Origin of the sequence: Calidifontibacillus erzurumensis, from assembly GCF_013303125.1 — a bacterium.
Classification (GTDB): domain Bacteria; phylum Bacillota; class Bacilli; order Bacillales; family Bacillaceae_J; genus Calidifontibacillus; species Calidifontibacillus erzurumensis.
In genome coordinates this window covers 89,550-112,643 of the sequence record NZ_JABTTE010000007.1, presented here as the reverse complement: position 1 = coordinate 112,643, position 23,094 = coordinate 89,550, and the positions used below count along the sequence as shown (strand labels likewise).

Sequence of the window (23,094 nt, the reverse complement as noted above, 5' to 3'; positions counted from 1 at the left end):
AATCTATTTTTTATAGTACATTCCAGTTGGCAATGGATTATCTTTATTGCTTGGTGGCGGCATGTCAAATACAGGCAGTTCATCCCGCAGTTCTTCAAGTGCAGGATAATAATACGTCGAGACAACAACCGAATAATGCAATTCCTCAAGTTCTTGATCGAGTTCTAAAATTTCCTTACCACCAGAAAACGTTAGGGAATCAATTTTCGTGATCCGTTCAAGGCGTTCTATCGTATCTAAAAATTTAAGTAAATCAAAATAGTCCTTTGAATTAACGGATAAGTTCACAGTCACCCTTTTAATTCCTTCAGGCATCGCTGGAACAGATGTCGTTTCCTCAACAGCACCTTCTCCCACAGATTGGCCTTCATTATTAGCCTCTTCCGACTTCTCATCTTCTTGATCAATCGTTAACTCTTGGTTGGAAACTTCAACATCTTGAAATGACATATTTTCTATGAAACTATTTGAGACAACTTCAGCTTTTTCTAAATCAAAAATAAATTGTTCAACAAAAGAATCGACAGGCAACTTTTTCTGTAAAAATCGCGAATTTTCGAGGACAGTTGTTTTTGTGTTTCCAACTTTCGCAGCAAGAGTTTCGTACAGCTTTTCTTCAGTTTCTAGTTGATCTTTAATCATGTTAATTTCCTTGTTTAATGGACTAATAAAGTAAAAATATGCCCCAGCAACGATTGCTAATGCAATCACAATAGTTATGAGAACGAAGAAATTTTTTTTCGGCATACGGAGGTTCATAATTCAGCCTCCTTTTTCTCTAAAGCTTTTAACGCCGGCCGATTGAGTTGAAGTTCATATACTGCAATATATCTTGGAACTATTACTTTTGTTAATTTGTCTTTCAAATTTGGATTCGTTTTTTCCAACTCTTCTCCACTTGTTTTCACACTTTTTAGTTGAACCGATTCAATGACTTCAGAATCCTCTAGTTCACGCAAATAATACGCAGTTTCTCGATTCGTATCGAATTGCACAGTTATCGTGACTGTTCCAGAATCAGCGTACCTCATATTTAAAATAAAACCACGTTCCGGCAGTAGAGCTGTTAAATGTTTGAGCAAAGTAACTGTAGAGATCGGCAGCTTTTCCACCCATTCAATCGTCGTTTTAAGCTGGTCAACCGCGCTCGTTGAGGTTAATTCGGCTAATTTCTGCTCCTGAATGATCCTCAATTCTTTTGTCGTTTGCAATTGGCTTTGTAAAGAATTTATTTCAGCCTTTGTTGTTTGATATTGAAATAAGATATAGGCACTTCCAATCATAAAAGGCAATAAAAAAGATAGAAGGATCATTACTGTTGAAAGAGATTTCCGTTCTTTTTTCGGCAATAAATTTATTTCAATAACCATTCACTATTTCACCTCTTTCAGCGCTAATCCGAGTGGAAGGTGATACTTGCGATCTAGTTCTTGGCCGTTTGAATCAATTAATACTGAACTACGAATCGTATCAACTGGTATTTCATATAATTCTACCAACCTATTTTTAACCTCATCAAAGTAAGGAAAATCTCCGGTTAACAAAATCCGATTGACCTCTTGGTTTCCGTGGTGCAATGAGAAACGGTAAAAATTCATAATGCGATCGATTTCGTTATATGTATCTTCCAACTGACCAACTAAGTCCTCTTGTTCACCTTTCCATTCATATTCTCCTTTGTAGTTCTTCCGCCATAGCAATACGTTTAAATCTAAAACTAAATTATGATTGAAAAGGAGAATATCTTCATGAAATAAGCTGACATTGACCATCGTCATGTCAAACTGAATCATCATTAAATGATCTTTCGGTCGAGCCAAATCTAGATTTGTATAAAGACGATATAGTGATAAAGCTGAACTGTCCGCAACAATCGGTTTTAATTTTGCTTTCTCCAAAACTTCAACATAATCTAAAATAATTTGTTCAGGTGCTGCAAATAAAAGAACATTTTTCTTGTTTTCAGTAGTTCCGAGAACAAATATGTCAAAAATCGGATCTTCAAACGGCAAATGAATGGTTGTCCCAAGTTCCAAATATAAATATCCTTTAATTTCATCATCCCGCAAATCATACGGAACTTCGACCGTTCTAACAACAATGAAATAATCCGGCACAATAAATTGTACATCTAGCCCCTTAATTTTCCATTCATCTACACATTCTTCCAACACCATGATTAAAGACTCTTTATCTATAATATTGCCCTCATGAATAATTCCGGGAGGCAACTCTCGCTCTCCTTCTAAACGGATGTTTAGTGGAGAGGATGAACGTATTTCAACAAAGCGTATCGCATGATCTTTAAAAATGATATTGGCAACACGCTTATTACCAAATAATCGGAAAGGCATAAATAACCTCCTCCCATATGTACTATTAATATTGTACTAAATGATTTAAACTGTTTAGTATGAATAAATTTTGTAAATACTAGTATGTATGATTGCTAATTAAGTTGCCTAGATAGTTTTGATTAGGAGCTATATAGGTAATTAAATTTTTTAGATAAAATAAGTCTGTGTTTCTTTTTTAATAGAGTCTATTAACTTATTAAATAGGCAAAATCAACGATAAAAAATTTAAACTATACCAGTTAATGATAGCTTCGCCCCAAAAGTAAGCGACAATGGAACCAATTGCGATATATGGCCCAAAAGGCATCGGTTTCCCACGCTCTATTTTTTTCAAAATAAGTCCAATGAAACCGAAAATGGAGCCGATTAAGGTCGACATAAAAAATGCCAGCAACACAAGTTTCCATCCAAGCACAAACCCTAGTACGGCAAATAATTTAATATCGCCACCACCCATGCCGCCTTTGCTGACAACAGCTATTACAAGCAAAAGACAAAAACCAATGACAGATCCTAAAAGCGAAGACGACCATGACTGAAACGGAATAAAAATTCGTTCGATGATAAACACGATGGCGAAAAAAAATAATATTTTATCTGGAATTAGCATATAGGCTAAATCTGATACAGTAATGATAATTAACATTGAAATGAATGTAATCGATACGAAAAAAAACGGCGAAAAACTAAAATAAAAATATGAATATACAAATAATAGACCCGTCATTAATTCCATAATTGGGTAGATCGGTGAAATTTTCGAGTGGCAATTTTTACACATGCCCTTTTGAATAAAAAACGATAGAACTGGTATTAATTCTCTTGCTGTTAATTGATTTTGACAGTTCGGACAAGCTGATCTCGGTTTTACGATCGATTTTTTCATTGGAACGCGAAGTCCAACGACATTATAAAAGGACCCGAGCACTAGTCCGATGAAAAATATAAATATTGTATAAAAAATTTCCAAAACTATCCGCCCTTTTATTTAAAAAACCCTTCTTCTATGAAAAAGAAGGGTTTTTTGAGTGGAATTTAGGTAAAAAAGTAAACTTACGCTTAATTTCCTTGTTGTTGCTGTGAGGTCTCTTTAATATCTACATCAATGTCGTCTCTTGTTAAATCAAAAGCATCCGGAACATTGCCGTTATTTTCTTTAATATATTTATGGCCACCACTACTATATAATTGAACTTTATAAATAAATTTATCTCCTGCTTTGTCGATTATTACGTTAGTATCCTCTGGATCATAGGTCGAGCCTTTTTTACTAGGATCTTTGATTGGCTCCAGAAAACCACCATCAATAAGTTCTTCTAAACTAATTCCATCAGAATCCGTAACGCCACTATTTTGATTAGCTGTAAACGAAATTTTTGCAGCATTCGCAATTTGTTGCGCATTTGAAATATGTGCATCTTTTACAGAGTTGCTGATAATTCCCCCGATACTAGGAATGGCAATCGCTGCAATAATACCTAAAATAACGACTACTGCCAATAATTCAATTAATGTTAAACCTTTTTCATTTTTTAAGTATCGTTTTAGCATAATATTTTCCCCCTTTGTTGAAAAACATTTAGTTGTTTTTTTCTTTATAAATACCGCAATTGTTTTGCGTATTTATTGAACTTGGCTATAAATCTCAAACATTGGTACCATGATCGCTAGTACAATAGTCCCGACTACAACCGCTAAAATGACTATCATGATTGGTTCAATTAAGGATTTTATTTGGTCTGTTGCTGTTTTTACTTCCAATTCATAGAAGTTGGCAACTTTTGAAAGCATCGCATCAAGTGTACCTGTTTTTTCGCCGATGGCGAGCATTTGTACGACTAATGGCGGGAAAACCCAATGTCCTTTCATTGGTACTGTTAATGAAATTCCTTGTTCTAACGATTTGCGGGAATCGCGAAGCACTTTGACAAATACTTCATTTTCCACAACCTTTTCTACAATTGATACTGCTTCTAAGATTGGAACGGAACTGGAAAATAAAGAGCTTAATGTACTTGCCATCCGTGCTAATAGAGCTTTTTGGATAACCTTTCCAAATAGCGGCATTTTTAAAGCAGCATAATCGATATAATATTTGGTTGAGGGGAGCTTTCTAAAAGCAAGTAGAAGGATCATAAAAATAATAGCGGATAGTAAAATGACCCACCAATTTGCTTGAACCCAGTCACTAGCTCCTAGGACAAATTGAGTAATTGCAGGAAGTTCGCCTCCGAAATCAGCAAACATATCTGCAAATGTTGGTACAACATTATTTAATAGAAAGATCACCACGCCGACCGCAATTATTCCAACGATGATCGGATAAGCCAATGCTGATTGTATTTTCTTTTTCGTTTCATGCTGCTTTTCAAAATAATCGCTTAACCGTTCCAGCGTATCATCAAGGGCTCCACTCGCTTCGCCTGCTTTAACTAAATTAACAAATATAGGCGGAAAGATCTGTTTGTGTTTGGCTGTGCATTCCGAAAGCGGAATCCCCTGATTTAAATCTTCCAACACGCTGTACAAAGCTTTGCGCAGTGCTTTACTTTCCGTTTGCATAGCTAATATTCTTGTAGAATCAACAATCGTTACTCCTGCTCTTAGCAATGTTGCAAACTGACGCAAAAATATGACAAAATCTATTAATTTCACAGGACGACCTATGTATATGTCTTTATTGAAGGCTGTCTCAGGCACATCTTCAATTTGTAAAACACGGACGCCTCGGTCTTTTAGCTTAGCAATTGCCTCTCGCCTTGTATCAGCTCTGATAATGCCTGTTTGTTTTTTCCCGCTTATTAGTCTAGCAGTATACTTGTATTGAGCCATGGCATCAACCTTCTTTAAAATGGATCCTTTATATACATTTTAATGTAAAAATTTCTCAAAATAAATACCAATATTTTATAAATGTGTGAAAAATTTATAAAAAATTATTACTTTAATCCTATAAGCTTACATATCTCCTTGATGTTCTAATAAATATGGAGCAGCTACTTCTTTTGCAATTACGCCATTGGCAACCATTTGTTTAATATCCATCTCAAGTGTTTGCATGCCCGTGCTGCGGCTCGTTTGCATAACGTTAATAATTTGATGGATTTTTTCGTTACGTATTAAGTTCGCAACCGCAGAATTATTGATTAATATTTCAGTAGCAGCACGTCTTCCTGATTTGTCAATTGTTGGAAAAAGACGTTGTGAAATGACAGCTACTAAGACGGTTGCAAGCTGGACTCTCACTTGACCTTGCTGACTAGGAGGGAAGACATCGATAATACGGTCTACAGTCGCAGGAGCGCTTGTTGTGTGAAGCGTTCCAAAAACAAGGTGCCCCGTCTCTGCCGCAGTAATCGCTGTAGATATCGTTTCTAAATCCCGCAATTCCCCTACTAAAATAACATCGGGATCTTGGCGTAATGCCGCACGTAATCCAGATGCAAACGAATTGGTGTCAAAACCAATTTCCCGCTGGTCAATGATACTATTATTATGTCTATGGAGGTACTCTATCGGATCCTCGAGCGTAATAATATGCTTTTTCATCGTACGATTCATATAGTCGATCATCGATGCGAGTGTTGTAGATTTACCACTTCCCGTTGGACCTGTTACGAGAACGAGTCCTTGCGGTTTCGTTGTAATCTTTTTTAACACTTCCGGCAATTTTAATTCGTCTATAGTTGGAATACGTGTCGGAATGACACGAATCGCCATACAAACACAAGAACGCTGCCGGTAAATATTGATCCTAAACCTTGAAACTTGTTTAATTCCGTAGGAAAAGTCAATTTCTCCTATTTCTTTAAACCGTTCCCACATTTTTGGGGAAACGATCGCTTGTGCCATTTGTTCTATATCTAAAGGTTTAAGTGGATCTGTTCCGTAGCGCTTTAATTCTCCATGAATACGAAGCATCGGCGGGACTCCGACTGTTAAATGCAAGTCGGAAGCTTTTAATTCATAAGCTGCCCGCATTAATTCTTCAATCCGGTTTTTCATCGAAAAACACCTACTCACTCAATGCAATTTTCAAGATTTCCTCAGTAGTTGTCAGTCCTTGTTTTACTTTTAAGAGTCCATCATCAAGTAAGAAAATCATTTGATTACGGATCGCTTGTTCGCGAATTTTGGAGTTAGGTTCATGGTCCATAATCATGCGGCGGATTTTCTCATCGATAACTAGCAGCTCATGAACAGCAAGTCTGCCTCTATATCCGGTCATATTACAGCGGCCACATCCTCTGCCCCTTGCAACTTTTTCGATTTTCATTCCCCGCTTTTCAAAAAGGTGCAATTCACTCTTAGAAGGTTCAACCCATTGGGCACAATCACGACATACTCGGCGTACTAGGCGCTGCGAAAGAACTCCAGCTAGTGATGCGGCTACTAAAAATGGCTCAATTCCCATATCTGTTAATCTTGTAATTGTGCTAATCGCATCATTCGTATGGATCGTACTTAGAACTAAGTGCCCTGTTAAGGAAGCACGTATGGCAATTTCCGCAGTTTCTTGGTCCCGGATTTCCCCAACCATTATGATATTCGGATCTTGTCGTAGAATTGCCCGCAAACCTCTCGCAAAAGTCATCCCTACGTTTGAATTAACTTGAACTTGATTGATGCCTTTAAGCTGATATTCGACCGGATCTTCTATTGTAATTATGTTCATATCTTCACGATTTAAATAATTTAAAGCCGCATAAAGTGTCGTAGATTTCCCTGACCCAGTCGGACCAGTTATGAGAATGATTCCATTGGGGCGCTCAATCAAATCTATAAAACGTTGATAATTTAATTTATTAAGCGAGAGTTTTTGAATATCGATTAAGGTAGTCCCCAAATCTAGAATCCGCATTACAATTTTTTCTCCATAAACCGTTGGCAATGTCGAAATCCGTAAATCGACTTGATGAAAATCGATCGTCCGCTTAATTCTTCCGTCTTGCGGAATCCGGCTTTCTGTTATATCGAGCTTTGCCATAATTTTAATTCTCGCTGTCAAAACATTTTGTATGTTTTTTGACAACGTTCTTTCGGTTCTTAAGACTCCGTCTATCCGATAGCGGATGAGAACTTTATCTTCTTGCGGATCAATATGAATATCACTTGCTTGCTGTTGAACAGCGGTTACCAGCAACTGATTGACCAATTTTACAATTGGCGCTTCATCATCAGTTAGCTGGTCTGCATCATCTTCTGTTCCTGAACTTAATTTTTGAATCTCCTCGATATTTAATGTATCATCTGAATCATAATAGCGATTAATTGTGCTTTGAATTTCATCTCTCGTTGCTAACAGAACTTCAATTTGAAAACCCGTCCGTAGACGTAAATCTTCTATTGTTATGTAATCCATTGGGTCCGCCATTGCAACATAAAGACGATCTCCGTCTTTCTTTATCGGAATAATAGATTTCCTATATGCAAATTCTTTTGGAACTAATTTCGTTAAATTAATATCAATCGGATACTGAAACAAACTAATATGCGGAATTCCCAATTGAAATTCTAGCACTTCGATTAATTGTAATTCAGTAATATAACCTTTTTTGATGAGTACGTTCCCTAGTTTTTCCCCTTCGCCTTTCTCCGCTAATGCTTCCTGGAGTTGTTCATTCGTAATTAAACCACTTTCAACGAGCAAATCCCCGAGCCGCTTTCGTTTCATCTTCATCGTAATCACCTACTAACCAAGTTGGACATTCTTATAATATAGCTCGAGAGGAAGTTTCTTCATCCGTTTCAGTTGATTCATTGTCCGTCACATTTGGTTCATTCTCTTCATTGCTCATGTCTTTGTTTTGAGTATTCGCAGGTTTATTTTCTGTTTCACTCGTCGCTTTTTCTGAAGGCATCAACCCTGTTTGCACTATCCGATAATTTGGGGGATAAAAGTCTTCAGAAATAAAAGTTGTTTCAATCACTTGATTGTTGTCGTCTTTCGTTTCACGATAGACTTTTACGAGCAAACCTTTTTTTCCTTGGTCTAATACTTTTGTCTGCCCTGGAGAAAGTTTAGCGGAAAATTGTAGCACAGTCCTAGGAGAATAGGATTCTGTTTCTTTTTTGACCGCATAGTTATAAGGAAATGATGGACCAATTAATTTGGCTTGTAATTGGTCTTTCCCTAATTTCATTAAAATTTTGTATGAATATGGATTAGGATTATTAAAAATTAAATCCATCTTATTTGAAACTTTTGCTTCTTCTCCCACTTTGCTATAAGGTGGTAATTGTCTGCTAATATTTCTTTCAATTATCATGAAATTCGTTGGAAGAATCACTTCATAAATAGCAGATGCAATGATCGAATATGCATCACTGTCCGGCTGATTACTTCCAAATGTATTTTTAAAAGAAAATGAATCATTCGCAGCAATTTCGAATTCATAGGAATTTCCTAAAATTGCTTCAAGATTTTTCCGTTCGTTCGCAATTCCACTTATAGTAGTGACTGCTAATTCTTTTTCAGCTATTTCTCCATCTGTTTTTAAATAAGCCAAGAGCTGAAAGCGCACTGGCTCAGCCCGAAGCTCGTTAACAGTTTCTATGATAGATTGTTCAAGTTTATTAATATCTAAATCTTTTATAATTACTTGATTATCGATCGTTTTTTGAATCTCTTCATCCAGTATTTTTTTGTCAATTGTAATTACAAAATCATTTTTTTGCCCGTCTTTAGCCCTTTGAACGCTTCCATTCACATCAATACTATAGATATGATCTGGCAATTCTATAATTTTATTTTGATATTGAAAAGAAAGGGAGCTTGTTTTGCTCCATTCAGCTATTTTCGTTGCAACTTCTGATTCTGCCTGCTCTTTTGTCATACCATCCAAGGAGATCGGGCCAATCATTGTGCCACTTGAATATTCCGGGCTTTGCGGATGAAATACAGCATCAATTGTTTTTGTTCCGATGTAAGAAAGAATCATAATAAAGCTTGTACAAGCTATTAATAATCCAAAAAGCTTTAAATTTACAACTTTATTCACAATTTAGGCCCCCAGACTACTACTAATCTTCAACATGCATTGAAAGCTGAATAATACCAGTAGGACCAAGTTGTTGTGCCTTCAAAATTTCCTCTCTGTCTAAAACAGTACCTCTCGGAATAAGGACCGTTCCATCTTTGTCTAGTAAATCTTTTGTAGTTAATTTTCCTTTTAATAATTCAAATTGTTGATCTCTGATTGCCTTGAATGGGTCATTTTCATTCATTTTTTTTTCATTTGTAACGTTTTCTTCAGTTTTGTTATTTTGATTTGATTGATCAACAAGTTCGGTTTGGAATAAATCTTCTTTTCTAGCTTTATCTTGAATTAATTGTTCAGGTGCGTCCAAAAAATAATTGGAAGCATTTTCTTTAACGATAATAATTTCTTTTCCGTATGTGATAACACTGCTTGAAGCAATAATAACTTCACGGTTTGCAACGCTTAGCGCAGCACCTAAAATTTGGCCATTATCTTCATCGATAAAGTATTCGATTACTTCACCCAACAGTTCCCCTTTTCGTGTCATCACTTTAGAACCGTTGATTTTTATTTTTTTATTCACTAATTGATTAGCAATTGGTATTTCATTTAAATCAATTACTGCATTATCAGATTCAACAGTAACCGCATATTCACCAATTCCGACTATTTTTTTAAACGGAATGGCTTTCACACTAACTTGCCAATCCTCTTTTTCAATGATGATAAAATCAACAGAACCTTTATCTGGATTGACTACTAATGATTTTACGGCACCTACTTCGGAGCCATCTGAAATACTTATAATCGGCAGTCCTAGTATTTGATTGCTTTTTTTCATCTTATTCACCATACCTGTTATTATTTTTCTCTTCTCAGTTGTAAAAAACTTATGAATTAACAGTACCTTTCAATAAGATAATTGATTTGTTGTTTTAAAATCGGGTATTTAGACGCTTTACTATTTAAGTTTTGCAGCAAATCGCTTAATTTATTGAATTCCTGTTGAGAAATGAAATGCTCAATTAATAAAAACGCGAATGTAAAGTAATATTGATCTGGTAAATCCGGCTGCATATAGGAACGGACAAGGTTTGCATACTCATCAGGTGATAAGGTTTGTTTGGATAAATGTAAATTTTCAACCATTGCATTTAGCATTTGCTGCTGTGTTTTTGTTTCAGGAAGTTCAAATCCTTGATTTTCTATTATTTCATCGGCAAAAATGAAGCTTTCTTCACCTATTTTAACGTCAGAATCGTTCATTTCACTAGATGAAATATTTTCAAATACATCCAATTTTTTCATTTCGTTCACTTGATTTTCTTCATCTTCAGTCGCATTCTCACCTATTATTTCAAGTGCCTCTAGTTGAGCAGAGAAATCAAGTTCAGACTCAGCTGAAACTTCTTGCTCTACAAATTCAATAGCAGGTTCTAGTACACTTTCATTTTCTTCAATTAGAGGTTCCCTAGCTGGTTCAGATTCTTTTTGATCAGCCTCTAAAACGTTTTCTAGAACATTTTCTAGAACATTTTCTACAACAGTTGCTTCAATCGTTTCTTCTGGAACTGTTTCTTGAATATCCTCTTTGGCTTCTTCTACGATGTCTTCTTTTACAGTTGCTGTTTCTTCTTCAACATTTTCTAAGGCAACTTCTACTCCAGCTTCTTCTACATTTTCTTTAACGTCTTCGGCTAATGCTTCCGCAATGTCCTCTTTTACTTCATCGACAATGTCTTCTGCAACGGCTGCTGCTTCTTCAACGGTTTCTATAACAGTTGGTTCAACATTTTCTTGGACAGCTTCTGCAACTGCCTCTTGAATATCCTCTTTAGCTTCTCTTGCGATGTCTTCTTTTACAGTTGCTGTTTCTTCTTCGACATTTTCTGCGGCAACTTCTACTTCAGATTCTTCTACATTTTCTTGAACGTCTTCTACACTTTGCTCAGTTTGAATCTCTTCAGAAATAAAAGCAGGTTTCTCAAATGTACTTTCCTCAAGTTCCTCAAATAAAGCATTACGTCTTCTTAGCAACTCGTCTACACTGTCAGCATCTTCCCCAACCGGAGCTTGTGTAGATTGTTGTTGGCCTCGATCGTTTTCAACGCGTATTCCGCTTAGTAAGTCTTCTAAATCAACTTCCTGTTTTTGCTCAAAAGCCAATTGAGCCGATTGATCTTCACTACGATCTGCTTCAAAGTCGGTTGTCGAATCTGCAACAACTTCATTGACTTCTTGGTTTTGTTCTTCTTCTTGTTGAAGTTGTTCCATTGAAATATTTTCCGCTTTTTCAAGTTCATCAAATTGTTTGCTTTCTTCTTCAATTTCAACATTCAATGCAACAACTTGTTCTTGTAGTTTTTCATCCTGATGTTCCGTTTCTAGTTGCAAGACAACTTCTTCATTTTCTTTTACTGCAATTGCTTCTCTTTCAAATCCATGTTGTTCTTTGGCATCCAACTGTTGGACTTGAGCAAAGTCAGAAAATTGTTCAGCATTGTTAAATGAATCTTCAATAATCCCGTTTGGTTCCTCAATACTATTTAATTGTGCAGCAAGACTTTTTTCATTAGGAATTTCAACATGTTCAGGTGGTATATTTTGGTCTTGCATTTCTTCTAATACAATCGAATCACTATTTTTTTTCTTTGACTGTTCTCTCTCAAAAAGCAGACGGTCGATGGCTTCTTGTCCAAGATTAAAATCTCTAAAATCTTTATGTATATTTTCTTCTAATTTTTCTACTATTTTTTCATCATTCGACAAATCTACTATTTGCCCTCTGCCTGAACTTTTAGAAGAAACTCCGCCACCTGCAAAACGGGATCTTAGTCTAGTTTCAAAAATATAAGCGGCTATGAGCGTTAACAACAATAAAATAATGATAGCTTTCCATAAACCTAGGAACTTATTTGCTAAAAACCCAATTTCTGCAAGAATAAAAGACATTCCTGCAATTAACAATTTTTCCTTCTTATTAAGACCGATTGGAACCTTATATAATATCGGTAATAAAATTATAATAAATATGATACCAAAAATATGCACATCCAAATTCCCACCTTCTTTCTTCAAAAATATCAATCATTGATCACAAATCAATGCCAAAATATAGAAAAAAATACACAAAATATCCTGAAGTTTATTGTATAATAAAAACTGACAATTTGAAAGCACATTCCGATAATGTTATACAATTTTTAACAAAATAATACGATATTTTACACTGTGTAATCGTCTAACATAATTGAAAGAAGGGAAAAATTTGTTGAAGTTTCATATATTCCGTAACAACAAAGGTTTTACTCTTATAGAAGTTATGCTTTCGCTAGCTCTCATTTTTTTACTAGTTTTTACTTTGTATAAATTCTTTCTAGAAGCGTATGATTATACAATGGAAAACAAAAGCAAAACGATTGCAGTCAACATTGCAAGAAACGTAGTTAACTATATGGAAAAGCAAAATTTTTTCGTAATGGAGAAATACATAGAGCAGAACAAAGGAAGCGATAAATTCGTTAAATTAACGTGGGAAAACTGCGTTGAAGATCAATCATGCGTGAAAAAAGATGAGGAAGGGAATCGTAATCTTTCAGATTGCGGGGTAGCTAGATTTGAAGATTTCCCTTTATTTACAAGCGGAGTAGATGATGAAGGAAATGAAATAGCAGACGGAAGTATTTGTTTATCCGTACTCGCTCCTATTATTAATAATATGGACTATAAAGATAATAATCAAGTTGTTGTTTATTTAACAGAATTTTACGAGGAAAAATCAATCAATGATCAAATCATTGATTTACTTAAATCCGAAAATGATGAAGCCGAGATTACAAAAGGTATTAATTCAATCATTGGAACAAAATCTCCTGATTATCAGTCACAGTTACTAAAAATTTTTGTTGTCGTTACATGGAATGAGAAAAGAGACAATATCGTCTTAGAAGGAGTTATCTCTGATGAGGCATTTCGCTAAAATATTACAAAACTCAAACGGTTTAACATTAGTAGAAGTATTAGCTGCTTTTACAATCAGCACGTTAGTTTTAGGCATTATTTATGGTTTATTAATGGCTGGCTATCGGACATATGAAAAAGTTGGAATTGAACAATCTCTACGAGATGAAGCAGATTATGTTATTTCAAAAATTATGGGTACATTGGATGAAGGGGACATTAGTGATATTAAAAACAAATGCCAAAATACAACATCCGCTTTCCCAGAAACAAACAAAAATTTATGCATCGAAATTCATAAAACAGTTGCTACGAAAATCGCGACTAGCGATGATGAATCTGCTGATAAATACAAAATTGGGATTCCAAGTTTTAATGAATTAAAGGATGACCTTATTATTACCCAAATTAAAATCATTAAAGAAACGATTGATGATGAGAAAGTGAAAAATACTATTGTCATAGAGGACTATGAAGCAGAACTAAATAATAGTAACAATGAAATTACTATTACAAAACAAATTCATTCTGAAAAACTTCTAGCAGATCGCTATGATTTTTTCATTGCGCCAAAAGATTCTACAGAAGATGGTTCCGAAATAAAAGCGACTTGTTCATATGAAGCATCTATTATTACAGATCAATCGAGCGGTAATAAATTGATTAATAAAAAATGTACGAATGGAGTCGTTGATATTTCTTTAATTTTAAAGAGAGCAAATATCGATGATAATTATAGGCTTCAATTAAAGAGCCAATTCGGTTTTTAATAGGGGGTGGCATCGTTGAATGAAAGAGGCTCAAGTTTAGTAGTTGTTTTAATGGTTACATTAATATTTTCCGTACTTGGCCTAGCCGTCTTAGGTGCAACTGTCAACCATTCAAAACGAACGGCTATTAGAGAATCGGAAATTGAGATGACATCTAGTGAAAAAGTATTAATGAGTGAAGTACTTGCCAAATTGCAGGAGGATATTGATAGTTCAACAGAGATACAGAATTGGTTGAAAACAGAGGAGATACCCCCAACCAATTACGATTTTACATTAAATGAGATTATTAAAGAGACGGAATGTTACTTTAACGACAATCTTGGATTTTCTTGTGATCGCTCAAATGAAAAAAGACCAGTAGTCATAAATGAATTAGGAAGTAACACGAATGCCCAATATGAAGACTTCATTGATTTAAATAACGGAACTCTTAATCATTTTATGGAAAATAACTATATTCGTATTTTCGAAATCAAAATCAACGATACTGGTGATCATTCAAATAATCCAATCCAAAGAACTGTAACGCAAAATGTCATTTTGTCGCCAACGCCTAGTTTCTTAAACTATGCAGTTGGAACATACGAAAACGCGCTTATTATTAACGGTTCTCCTGACATCATAGGCAATGTTTATGCACCAACATTAGAATTAAACAGCAAGGCTGAATTTTATGTGGATAAAGAGATTAACCCTGAACCACAACAAACAGGTCCATTTTATGGCCCTAGTATCTTCGGAACTTTATATACAACGAAAGTTATTAATAATATTAAAAATGAAATTCCTAATGCTCCACCTTTTTATGCAGGGGATTTTCAAGAAAAAGATGACGGAATCAAAGGTATTCCTGTTATAAAACCGACTGGCAAAAACTTTGTAGATATGAATTTTAACAACACATTTAGTTTAAAATTATCTGATGCTGGTTTGAAAAATTTAATAGATCTTGATTCTGGTACTATAAATCATTCTGCAGTGTCTTCAATCATTAATACATGTAAAAGCGATTCTTTTTTTGAGGCACTTTATTATACAGATGGTATGGTTGAAAATAATCGTAGTGAAACAGGAAATATCGATGAACTGATTGGTTATCTTATGGAAATAGCTGAAGCCGATAATGAAATACGAAATGGCGATGGACCAAGATACCAAAATCCAAAATTTACTTGTGGTACTGTTTCTGGACAAAAACTATTTTTACTTGAAGAATCTGTTTTAGAAACTTATAAAGATAATGATGAAAATATTTTTAAAACAGATATTGATAATGAAAATACAACATTATTATTTACAAACATTGATAAAGAAGGAAATGATGTCGTATTTAAAAACAGCCATACATTTACAATCAATAAAAATTTAGATTTAAAGAATTATGAAAACGATAAGAAAGGATGGCTAGTTGTCAATGGGAACTTAGAAATTGTAGGAGGCCCTATTGACGACCCAGTTGAAATAAAAGCAAATATTCTTGTAAACGGCAATTTATACATTAAGTATGATGATATGGATGAAAATAATAAGTATCTAAAATTTGATTCTACCATTTATGTAACGGGAGAGAGCATTGTTGATAATGTGAACATCGAGGGTTCAAAGGATGAAGAGACAGATCCTGATAACTTGAAAAAACAGCTCGTATTAATCAGCAATGAAGAATTAAAAATCGTAAGAATTAACGAATTCGAGGATGTGAAAGAACCAGAAGACAATAAGCTTGTTAATTTAATAAATAGTCCGCCAAACTTAAAAGCATTCTTTTATACAGATAAAAAAGCAACTTTGTATGGAGTTGGTTCATATTTTCAAATTGAAGGCGGTGTTTTTGCACGCCAACAGTTAGTCATTAATGCGATTCGCTATAATTTCACGAATCCTATTATTGATGAAGCAAAAATTGCAGATTATCATCAACAGTCAGATGTAAAATCGCGTTTTTATGTTGAATATGATAATCGGGTTATTACAGATCAACTAAGTTCACTTCCGAGGGTTGACCGTTTACAAGTAATTCCAATCAACTTAATGATCGAATAAAAAGCATCATTATGCAAGTGACACTAATTCTAGAGTTTTATTATGCAACTAATTGGCTGGCATATGTTCGCTATTATACCGGACTCATGCCGGCCAATTTTTTAGTTAAATGGTCATTGTTGTACGAATCGATATATTTCCTTATAAATTAGGATGCCCCATTCATATGGAACGCTGTATCCTCGTAAAAAGCACAAACACTGCTTATGTGGGCATCATAATTATCCTCGATTACTTTCCATTCAAAACCTTCTTCTCCAAAATCTTTATAATTTTTCATTGTTTTTGAAGATGGAATCTCAAATATTTGAGCAAAAAAAAAATTTCCTGCTTTCCTTTTATCTTTTATATGAAGTCTTGGCTTTATTTTTTCATAAAAACACCCCAAAAGTTAGAATGATTGCTCTAACTTTTGAGGTGCCGACCGGTTAAACCTCTTTTTATTACCATTGTTTCTTTGGTTCTTGGATCGTCTTACTTTCTCCGTTCACTTTAATTAATGCCTGTGTTTCTTTTTTTGTTGATGGTTTAATTTTGTAATAATCATTTGGATTCGGTTCACGAAGTGTAGCTTTTATCATTTGGAATCCTGAAATATCTTGACCTTTTCTTGATATTCTTCCGTTATTCATTGTAATCACTTTGCTTTCTTCTAGATCCGGACCCCATTGTAATGCATTTCGTTTTTGATCTCCTGTTAATGCGAAAGAAGCTGGTGCAGATTGTTTAAATATAACATGCGGAAGCATATCCATTGAATCCTTTTCGTCGTCATATAAATAACTTGCAGCATCAAATGAAATTTCTTCAATAACTACATTGATTTTTACCGTTGTTGCTGCTTCAATTGGATTCCCTTTTTCATCTGTTGCTTGAATTTTTATTTGTGCTTCCCCAATCCCTTTTGGGGTTACAATTCCATTGTTCACAACTGCAACATTCGAATTCGATGAAGACCAATTTATTACCTCTGGAAGGACGTCGCCTTCGTTTTCAGGTAATACCTCTTCAGTTAGATCTATAGTCGGGACTGTGTTCGAATCGACATCGATCTCATACAAATCTGCAGCAAATTTCATACCAATACTGCTATTTTTGACAATTGTAACATCAAATGGTTCACCTGAAACTGTCTGAGAATTATTTTTTAGGTCAGTATAAACGAGCTTAATATCATTAAATGTATAGACGCCTGGTTCATAAAATGCTAATGAGAAAGATTTTGTCGCTGGTTCTTTTGGTGTAACACCAATTTCATATGGAATATCATCAAAATTCAAAGCAACATACCCTGGATTTTTGTCATCCATTACAGCACCGCTATTTATCATCACTTTTCCAATATAATCGTTAATACTTACTAAAACTTTAATATTTCTTATAGACGCTTTACTAATCGTATTTGATAAATTTTCGTAAATAGAACTTATATCTGCTTTTTCACCCTTTTGGGCATTTCCACCTGTTAAATTTGATAGTTCACTTAAGAAATTCATATCAACATCGCCATCAGAACCAAAGCCGATGGAATACAACTTTATTCCCTTTGAAGCTAAATGAGAAGCTGCTACTCGTGCATATGCATAATCAAGATCGCCTTTTCCAAATAAATATTTCTCACCATTAAATTTAAAAATGACATCATTCTTCTCTTTTTGCAATTTAACATTTGCATTATTTACTGAATATTTTTTCGTTGACCAGCCTTCACTTACAACTTCTGTTTTTGTTTTTGTAGTACAAAGGATTAAAATGCAGCTTTTTACTTTTACCTCTTTAGTCACAACTTCCCATTTTGGAAATTCGCCGCTAATATTAACATTTGAATAATCTTCATAAGTGTCTGGACGCCCATCTGTCAAAAAGATGATATATTTTGGTTTGTCTGAGTTTCCGAGCAATTCGTTTGCCTTTGTAAATGCATCATAATAATTTGTTCCACCATTAGCTTTTAACCCATTAATAGTATCTTTTATTTTATTCAATTGTTTCGTGATTTCAGCTTTTGATGTATTGGTATTAAAATTTATAACTGTGCCGACATTTAAAGCAAATGGTATAAAAGCAAATCTGTCACCTTCAATCGCTGCTTCTTTAAATTTTTCAATAGCACTCACTGCGCCATCTTTTGCTTTTATAAATTTTTGATTGTCAGATTTCCCGGTTGCCATATTTAATACCATTGAACCTGATGTATCAAAAATAAAAACAACATCGATCGGAGTATTGCGTTGATTGTTTTGACCTAGGATACCTTTTGGAATGATTTTTGCATTAATATCAACGATTGCAACCTCTGTTTCTGGATTAATGACACTGCTTCTCTGTGATGGGTTTACCTCGAAATCAAGACTTGCTGTATTTACAAGATCTATTGTTATGTTGTCCTTTGTAAATTCGTATTGGAAATTTCCATTTGCTTGTTTATATACTTTACCAATGAGTTTAAATGGCACTGCAGGATTGAATTGCTCCGGCCACTTTGATTGCATATCCACATTAAAATAGTATCGTTTTTTTCCTTGAAGAATAACTTCTTCAAATTGGTCTACACGGATAGGGGATCCGATTTGGTTTCCATTCTGGTATATGAATATATCTATATGGTCGACTGTATTGCCTTGTCCGTTTCCCTGCCCGGGCTCTCCAGCATAACCACTAATTTTTTCAAAACTTACAAACTCAAATTCTCCTGTTTTTTTATCATTTTCCGCCATAGCATATGTAAAGTTATATAACATTGAAATACTTGCTAAAACTACAGCGAAAAATAGCTTGGTAATTTTCTTTTTCATACGAAACCCCCTATTAATTGAAAACTGTTCTCACTAGCTTAAAAAAATAAATATTCTTTACTATAAAGAATAATGCAAATAGGAAAAAAGGTACATAGAAATTATTAAATTTCTTCAAAAAAATTTCATTAATTTCCTTTTATGAATGTAAAAGGTAATTTTAAAGCGCCTTTAGGGCACTCTAAAGGCGCTTTTTTCCATAGATTACCATTTAGGTATTTAGATGCAGTTTGTTATATTGTTAAAAGTATTTACCATTCATTCAACGGATCATGAAGTGGACCACTTGATTTATTCACTTTAATTAAAGTAGTAGCTTTGTCATCAGGGTGTATCGGATCACCGTTAATTTTATACTCATCTTTTAGCTTTACAGTTAAAATAGCAAATCCGTATTCTGTTAATCCACCACGATGAAGGACCCCTTGATCATCAACTGTAAATAAACCATTTCTATTAATAGACCATTCAAAAGCTTCGGGATCAATATGGAAACCATCTGGTTTAGGTATCAATTCCTTAAACATGTCTTTTCCATCTATAAAATCATAGCTTGCATTTTTGAACTTGATCCCTTTTAGATTTACTTTAACTGGTGTTTCAGCTTTTATAATATTTCCCTTTTTATCCCTTGCTTCCACTGTCACTTTCATCGTACCAAGACCAGTTGCTGTTACTATACCGTCACTTACTTTTCCTATTTTTTCATTTGATGATGCCCAAGTAAATTCCGTTGGTATGTCAAGTTCTTCAACCTTTACTCCTGGCGGTGGAACAATCTCCAATTCGTCTTTTAAAGACAAAGTGTTGACGCCTCTATATACATTTATGGCATATGGCGGATTTTTAAATCTTAAGCCGAAGCTTTGGTTGTCTACTACTTTGATCGTTAATGGTGAAACATCAAGGACTTGTTTTTGTCCGGCTAAATTCGTATAGCTTAAAGTTACGTCATGAAATGTATAGGTACCAGCTTTATCAAACTCCATTGTAAAGAACTTGTTAAACGGATTTGGAGTGCCAGCTCCCGCTTTATAAACAACCTCTGGGAAATTCACTTTAATAAAGTTGCCATCTTCGGTTTTGATTGCATTGGACCCTTCTGGTATTCCTACATGACCGCCATCAGGAAAAGATACATTATTTAAATTGATCGATAACTGAATATCTTTCATTGCAGATTGATTCATTTCCTCTGCGATGCGAGTCAAACTATTATTAATTTCTTCTACCGTTTTCGCTGTATAAGACTGTGCACCTGTGATACCAGACAACTCGGCTAAATACTGTTTGTCCGCATTTGTCCAATTACCAATCCAAACAGAAAATATTTTCACATTTTTGGCTGCTAGTGTACTAGCTAAATCCATTGTTGCTAAATCGTAAACATTATATTTCTCTGAATAGATAAAAGTTGTTAAAGGTGGATATCCGTTATAATTAAATTCAGTATGTAGCCCTAGTATATTATTAAAAATTGTAGTGTTATCTTGTTTTATATAATATTTTTTACAAAATAAGCAAACTTGTGGTTTATAATATCCATCAATGTTTCGAACAACTTTATCTGGACCTGCAGTTGCTTTCCCATCTGTTAATAAAATAATATATTTTGTATTATTACTATTTGCAAATAATTCTTCAGCGCGTTTCAAAGCAGAATAATGGTTTGTTTTTTCCAATAAATTAGGGTAATCAGCTTTTAAACTTTTTACTTTTGATTTGACCATTTCTAAATGTTCTTGAACTTGTGATTTTGATTGATTGATTGGATTAAAAGGGATTCCTTCCCGTTCTTTTGCAAATAGACGGTCAGCTTCATTAAACGGGATCATTGCAAATCGGTCACCATCTATTACATTCCCTTTTATATTATTAATCATCTGCTCAACAGCTTTTTTCGTTCTTTCCATCTTGCTGTCAATACCCAATAATAAGCCTAATAATTGTCCGAGCAGTCCTCTATTCATAGAGCCAGTAACATCTATTAGAAAAACGACATCCATTGGCTTTTCTCGTTTTTCTAAATCTAAAATTCCTTGTGGGTTAATGTTTACATGAACATCTGCCGTTGCCACTTCTGTATTTAAATCAATAAGGTAACCATCTGGCTTTGAAGGCTGCACAGAAACACTTAATGAAGCGTTACTTGAAGCTGCATTAACAGTTGTGGAATACCCCATATTTAATAGGAAAATACTTACTATAAATAAGATAATGCCTTTTTTCCACTTCATTTTTATTACCCCATTTTCTGTTAAAATTTTATTTTTATTTACACAAAATCCAACAATAGGATAAAATTCCATAATTTAATAACCTATTATACTATAAATATACCATAAAATTTCACTAAAATTTGACATATTTATGGAATTTTCTTGCCAATTTTTCGACAATATTTTGACCTACTATTCTTAATAGTAACTATTGAACAATAATTGTACTAAAATCAGATAAATAAAGAAGGAATTTATTGTTGCATTATATTTGGAGTGAACAGTGTTCTATATCCAATTTTTAGGTTTGGTATTGTCAAAAAGAAGGACAAAAGAAGGAAAGTGAACGATGTTCTTCCAATAAATTAGTGGAATCTTAGAAGCAAAAATATGTTGTTCGGTTCTTTTTTGAAGAATAACTCTAGGCATAGGCATTTAGGAGTTAGTAGCTAGGTGTCAAACGTTTGACGCAACAAAGTGAAATTTTAGCTTTTCAAAATGCTGGGGTGTAGGCTGAAAATGAAAGTGTGCAGATTTATCAAACATTTAACTTAAAATTACCGAAGGAGTTTGCAACTAAAAAAGCGCTTCTAAATCGCTTGGTAGATCAAGTGATTCAAAAGCGCCAAACATTATATTGTTCTTTATTTCTGCAATAAAAATTTTCTTACCTCAGATATAAAATAAAGCGAACCTGTGATGATAAGAATCCGGTCTTCTTGCTTGGAAATTTCTTCTATTTCTTTTTCGATTGCATTTTGCCAGTTTTCTTCTTTCCCTTTATTATTTGAAGTTGATAAATTCCATAAATCGCCGGCTTGGGCACAACGAGGATAGTCAAATTGCGTAAATGTAATTTTTTCAGCAATTTTATCTAATTTTTCAATCATCTCATCTAAAAGTTTGTCTTTCATAGCAGAGACAATCAGATGAATTTTTTTATCCGGAAAATACCGTCTAATCGTCTGTTCTAACGCTTTGATGCCTTCCGGATTATGAGCGCCATCAATAAAAATTGGCGGTTGTTCGGAAACTTGTTCAAAACGGCCTTTCCATGTTGCTTCTAAAAGACCTTTTCGGATATGTTCCTCTTCAATGATAAAAGAAAAATAGAGGCGTAAATATTCAAGAGCCATCAGCGCTGTTGCTGCGTTTTTGACTTGATGTTCACCCTTCATGGTAATTTCAAGATCTTCATATTTTTTAAAATAGGATTGGAACGTAAATTTTTCTTTTCCATTTTCAATAGAGACATTGCTATATGTAAATTCTTCTCCAAGCCTATACAGTTTTGCAAATTTTCCTTTTGCAGTATTTGCGATGACTTGCAATGCTTCTTCAATCTCAGTTGCGGTAATAACCGGAACGCCTGATTTTATGATGCCTGCTTTTTCTTCGGCAATCTCAGTAATTGTATTTCCAAGTACATCGATATGGTCACGACCGATATTTGTAATAATCGTAAGGAGCGGATAAGAGACATTCGTTGAATCGAATTTTCCGCCCAATCCTGTTTCCATAATTGTAATGTCTGGCCCAACAATGTTGGCAAAGTATTCAATAGCAATAACAGTCAACACTTCAAACTCTGTCGGTGCTCCATATTCCGTTTGTTCACATTTTTCGACGATCGGCTTTACTTTTTTAACAACTTCCACAAAATCTTCATCAGAAATTGGCACGCCGTTTACGCTGATTCGTTCATTAAAGCAATCAATATACGGAGAAGTAAAAGTGCCTACTACATAACCCGCTTCTTGCAACACGTGACGCATAAAAGTAACTGTTGAACCTTTTCCATTTGTACCAGCCACGTGAATAGTTTTTAATCTTCTTTCCGGATGGCCAAGTTTTGAAAGCATATAATTCATCCGCTCTAAACCAGGCTTTATTCCAAAGCGTAGACGATTGTGCAGCCATTGGGTTGCTTCGTTAAACTCAGCAGTCATATAAATACATCTCCT

17 protein-coding genes are annotated in these 23,094 nt (G+C 34.4%); 3 read left to right on the top strand and 14 right to left on the bottom strand.

Annotation, left to right across the window (positions count from 1 at the left end; all coding sequences use genetic code 11):
- Window positions 1–3: 3 nt before the first annotated feature.
- The 11 genes from HR057_RS07475 to HR057_RS07425 all read right to left on the bottom strand — a co-directional run bounded on the left by HR057_RS07475 (window position 4) and on the right by HR057_RS07425 (window position 12,397).
- Complete coding sequence (locus HR057_RS07475) at window positions 4–759, bottom strand: hypothetical protein (RefSeq protein WP_173730816.1); 756 nt, start codon at window positions 757–759, stop codon at window positions 4–6.
- Window positions 756–1,370 (bottom strand): PilN domain-containing protein, encoded by a 615-nt coding sequence (locus HR057_RS07470; protein ID WP_173730815.1) that lies wholly within the window; start codon window positions 1,368–1,370, stop codon window positions 756–758. The genes HR057_RS07475 and HR057_RS07470 overlap by 4 nt, the downstream gene beginning before the upstream one ends.
- Before the next feature lie 3 nt (window positions 1,371–1,373).
- Window positions 1,374–2,354, bottom strand: a complete 981-nt coding sequence (pilM, locus tag HR057_RS07465; RefSeq protein WP_173730814.1) for a type IV pilus biogenesis protein PilM — start codon at window positions 2,352–2,354, stop codon at window positions 1,374–1,376.
- Window positions 2,355–2,553: 199 nt separating this feature from the next.
- Window positions 2,554–3,327 (bottom strand): prepilin peptidase, encoded by a 774-nt coding sequence (locus tag HR057_RS07460; RefSeq protein ID WP_173730813.1) that lies wholly within the window; start codon window positions 3,325–3,327, stop codon window positions 2,554–2,556.
- 89 nt (window positions 3,328–3,416) lie between these two features.
- On the bottom strand, window positions 3,417–3,908 hold the full coding sequence (locus tag HR057_RS07455) for a type II secretion system protein (RefSeq protein WP_173730812.1): 492 nt from the start codon (window positions 3,906–3,908) through the stop codon (window positions 3,417–3,419).
- A 72-nt stretch (window positions 3,909–3,980) separates the two neighbouring features.
- Window positions 3,981–5,189 (bottom strand): type II secretion system F family protein, encoded by a 1,209-nt coding sequence (locus HR057_RS07450; RefSeq protein ID WP_173730811.1) that lies wholly within the window; start codon window positions 5,187–5,189, stop codon window positions 3,981–3,983.
- Window positions 5,190–5,315: 126 nt separating this feature from the next.
- A complete protein-coding gene (locus tag HR057_RS07445) occupies window positions 5,316–6,362 on the bottom strand; it encodes a type IV pilus twitching motility protein PilT (RefSeq protein ID WP_173730810.1) in 1,047 nt (348 codons plus the stop codon).
- Window positions 6,363–6,372: 10 nt separating this feature from the next.
- Window positions 6,373–8,037 (bottom strand): GspE/PulE family protein, encoded by a 1,665-nt coding sequence (locus HR057_RS07440; RefSeq protein WP_196237882.1) that lies wholly within the window; start codon window positions 8,035–8,037, stop codon window positions 6,373–6,375.
- A gap of 31 nt (window positions 8,038–8,068) precedes the next feature.
- Entirely contained in the window at window positions 8,069–9,358 is a 1,290-nt protein-coding gene (locus HR057_RS17210; RefSeq protein ID WP_173730809.1) for a G5 domain-containing protein, read from the bottom strand.
- A 22-nt stretch (window positions 9,359–9,380) separates the two neighbouring features.
- Window positions 9,381–10,181 carry a PRC-barrel domain-containing protein gene (locus HR057_RS07430; RefSeq protein WP_173730808.1) on the bottom strand — a complete coding sequence of 267 codons (801 nt, stop codon included), beginning with the start codon at window positions 10,179–10,181 and terminating at the stop codon, window positions 9,381–9,383.
- A gap of 56 nt (window positions 10,182–10,237) precedes the next feature.
- On the bottom strand, window positions 10,238–12,397 hold the full coding sequence (locus HR057_RS07425; protein WP_173730807.1) for a coiled-coil domain-containing protein: 2,160 nt from the start codon (window positions 12,395–12,397) through the stop codon (window positions 10,238–10,240).
- Between the two features lie 214 nt (window positions 12,398–12,611).
- Here HR057_RS07425 and HR057_RS07420 point away from each other — a divergent pair, with 214 nt between their 5' ends.
- Genes HR057_RS07420 through HR057_RS07410 form a run of 3 tightly spaced genes read left to right on the top strand, consistent with a single transcriptional unit; the run spans window position 12,612 to window position 16,116 of the window.
- Window positions 12,612–13,319 (top strand): type IV pilus modification PilV family protein, encoded by a 708-nt coding sequence (locus HR057_RS07420; RefSeq protein ID WP_173730806.1) that lies wholly within the window; start codon window positions 12,612–12,614, stop codon window positions 13,317–13,319.
- Window positions 13,303–14,070, top strand: coding sequence for a PilW family protein (locus HR057_RS07415; RefSeq protein WP_173730805.1), 768 nt, complete (start codon window positions 13,303–13,305; stop codon window positions 14,068–14,070). The genes HR057_RS07420 and HR057_RS07415 overlap by 17 nt, the downstream gene beginning before the upstream one ends.
- A gap of 15 nt (window positions 14,071–14,085) precedes the next feature.
- Window positions 14,086–16,116, top strand: coding sequence for a hypothetical protein (locus HR057_RS07410; protein ID WP_173730804.1), 2,031 nt, complete (start codon window positions 14,086–14,088; stop codon window positions 16,114–16,116).
- Window positions 16,117–16,559: 443 nt separating this feature from the next.
- Here HR057_RS07410 and HR057_RS07405 read toward each other — a convergent pair whose 3' ends face one another.
- From HR057_RS07405 to HR057_RS07395, 3 genes are all read right to left on the bottom strand, one after another.
- The gene (locus HR057_RS07405) at window positions 16,560–18,911 is read right to left on the bottom strand and encodes a VWA domain-containing protein (RefSeq protein ID WP_173730803.1); all 2,352 of its coding nucleotides are present in this window, start codon (window positions 18,909–18,911) and stop codon (window positions 16,560–16,562) included.
- A 251-nt stretch (window positions 18,912–19,162) separates the two neighbouring features.
- A complete protein-coding gene (locus tag HR057_RS07400; protein WP_173730802.1) occupies window positions 19,163–21,148 on the bottom strand; it encodes a VWA domain-containing protein in 1,986 nt (661 codons plus the stop codon).
- Between the two features lie 626 nt (window positions 21,149–21,774).
- A complete protein-coding gene (locus HR057_RS07395; protein ID WP_173730801.1) occupies window positions 21,775–23,079 on the bottom strand; it encodes a bifunctional folylpolyglutamate synthase/dihydrofolate synthase in 1,305 nt (434 codons plus the stop codon).
- Window positions 23,080–23,094 lie beyond the last annotated feature (15 nt).

What these genes read in the sequence shown, in the direction of transcription:
- HR057_RS07405 (WP_173730803.1), bottom strand. Translation starts at nt 18,911, where the DNA reads ATGAAAAAGAAAATTACCAAGCTATTTTTCGCTGTAGTTTTAGCAAGT.
- HR057_RS07440 (WP_196237882.1), bottom strand. Translation starts at nt 8,037, where the DNA reads ATGAAGATGAAACGAAAGCGGCTCGGGGATTTGCTCGTTGAAAGTGGT.
- HR057_RS07400 (WP_173730802.1), bottom strand. Translation starts at nt 21,148, where the DNA reads ATGAAGTGGAAAAAAGGCATTATCTTATTTATAGTAAGTATTTTCCTA.
- HR057_RS07445 (WP_173730810.1), bottom strand. Translation starts at nt 6,362, where the DNA reads ATGAAAAACCGGATTGAAGAATTAATGCGGGCAGCTTATGAATTAAAA.
- HR057_RS07455 (WP_173730812.1), bottom strand. Translation starts at nt 3,908, where the DNA reads ATGCTAAAACGATACTTAAAAAATGAAAAAGGTTTAACATTAATTGAA.
- pilM (WP_173730814.1), bottom strand. Translation starts at nt 2,354, where the DNA reads ATGCCTTTCCGATTATTTGGTAATAAGCGTGTTGCCAATATCATTTTT.
- HR057_RS07450 (WP_173730811.1), bottom strand. Translation starts at nt 5,189, where the DNA reads ATGGCTCAATACAAGTATACTGCTAGACTAATAAGCGGGAAAAAACAA.
- HR057_RS07430 (WP_173730808.1), bottom strand. Translation starts at nt 10,181, where the DNA reads ATGAAAAAAAGCAATCAAATACTAGGACTGCCGATTATAAGTATTTCA.
- HR057_RS07475 (WP_173730816.1), bottom strand. Translation starts at nt 759, where the DNA reads ATGAACCTCCGTATGCCGAAAAAAAATTTCTTCGTTCTCATAACTATT.
- HR057_RS07395 (WP_173730801.1), bottom strand. Translation starts at nt 23,079, where the DNA reads ATGACTGCTGAGTTTAACGAAGCAACCCAATGGCTGCACAATCGTCTA.
- HR057_RS07470 (WP_173730815.1), bottom strand. Translation starts at nt 1,370, where the DNA reads ATGGTTATTGAAATAAATTTATTGCCGAAAAAAGAACGGAAATCTCTT.
- HR057_RS07415 (WP_173730805.1), top strand. Translation starts at nt 13,303, where the DNA reads ATGAGGCATTTCGCTAAAATATTACAAAACTCAAACGGTTTAACATTA.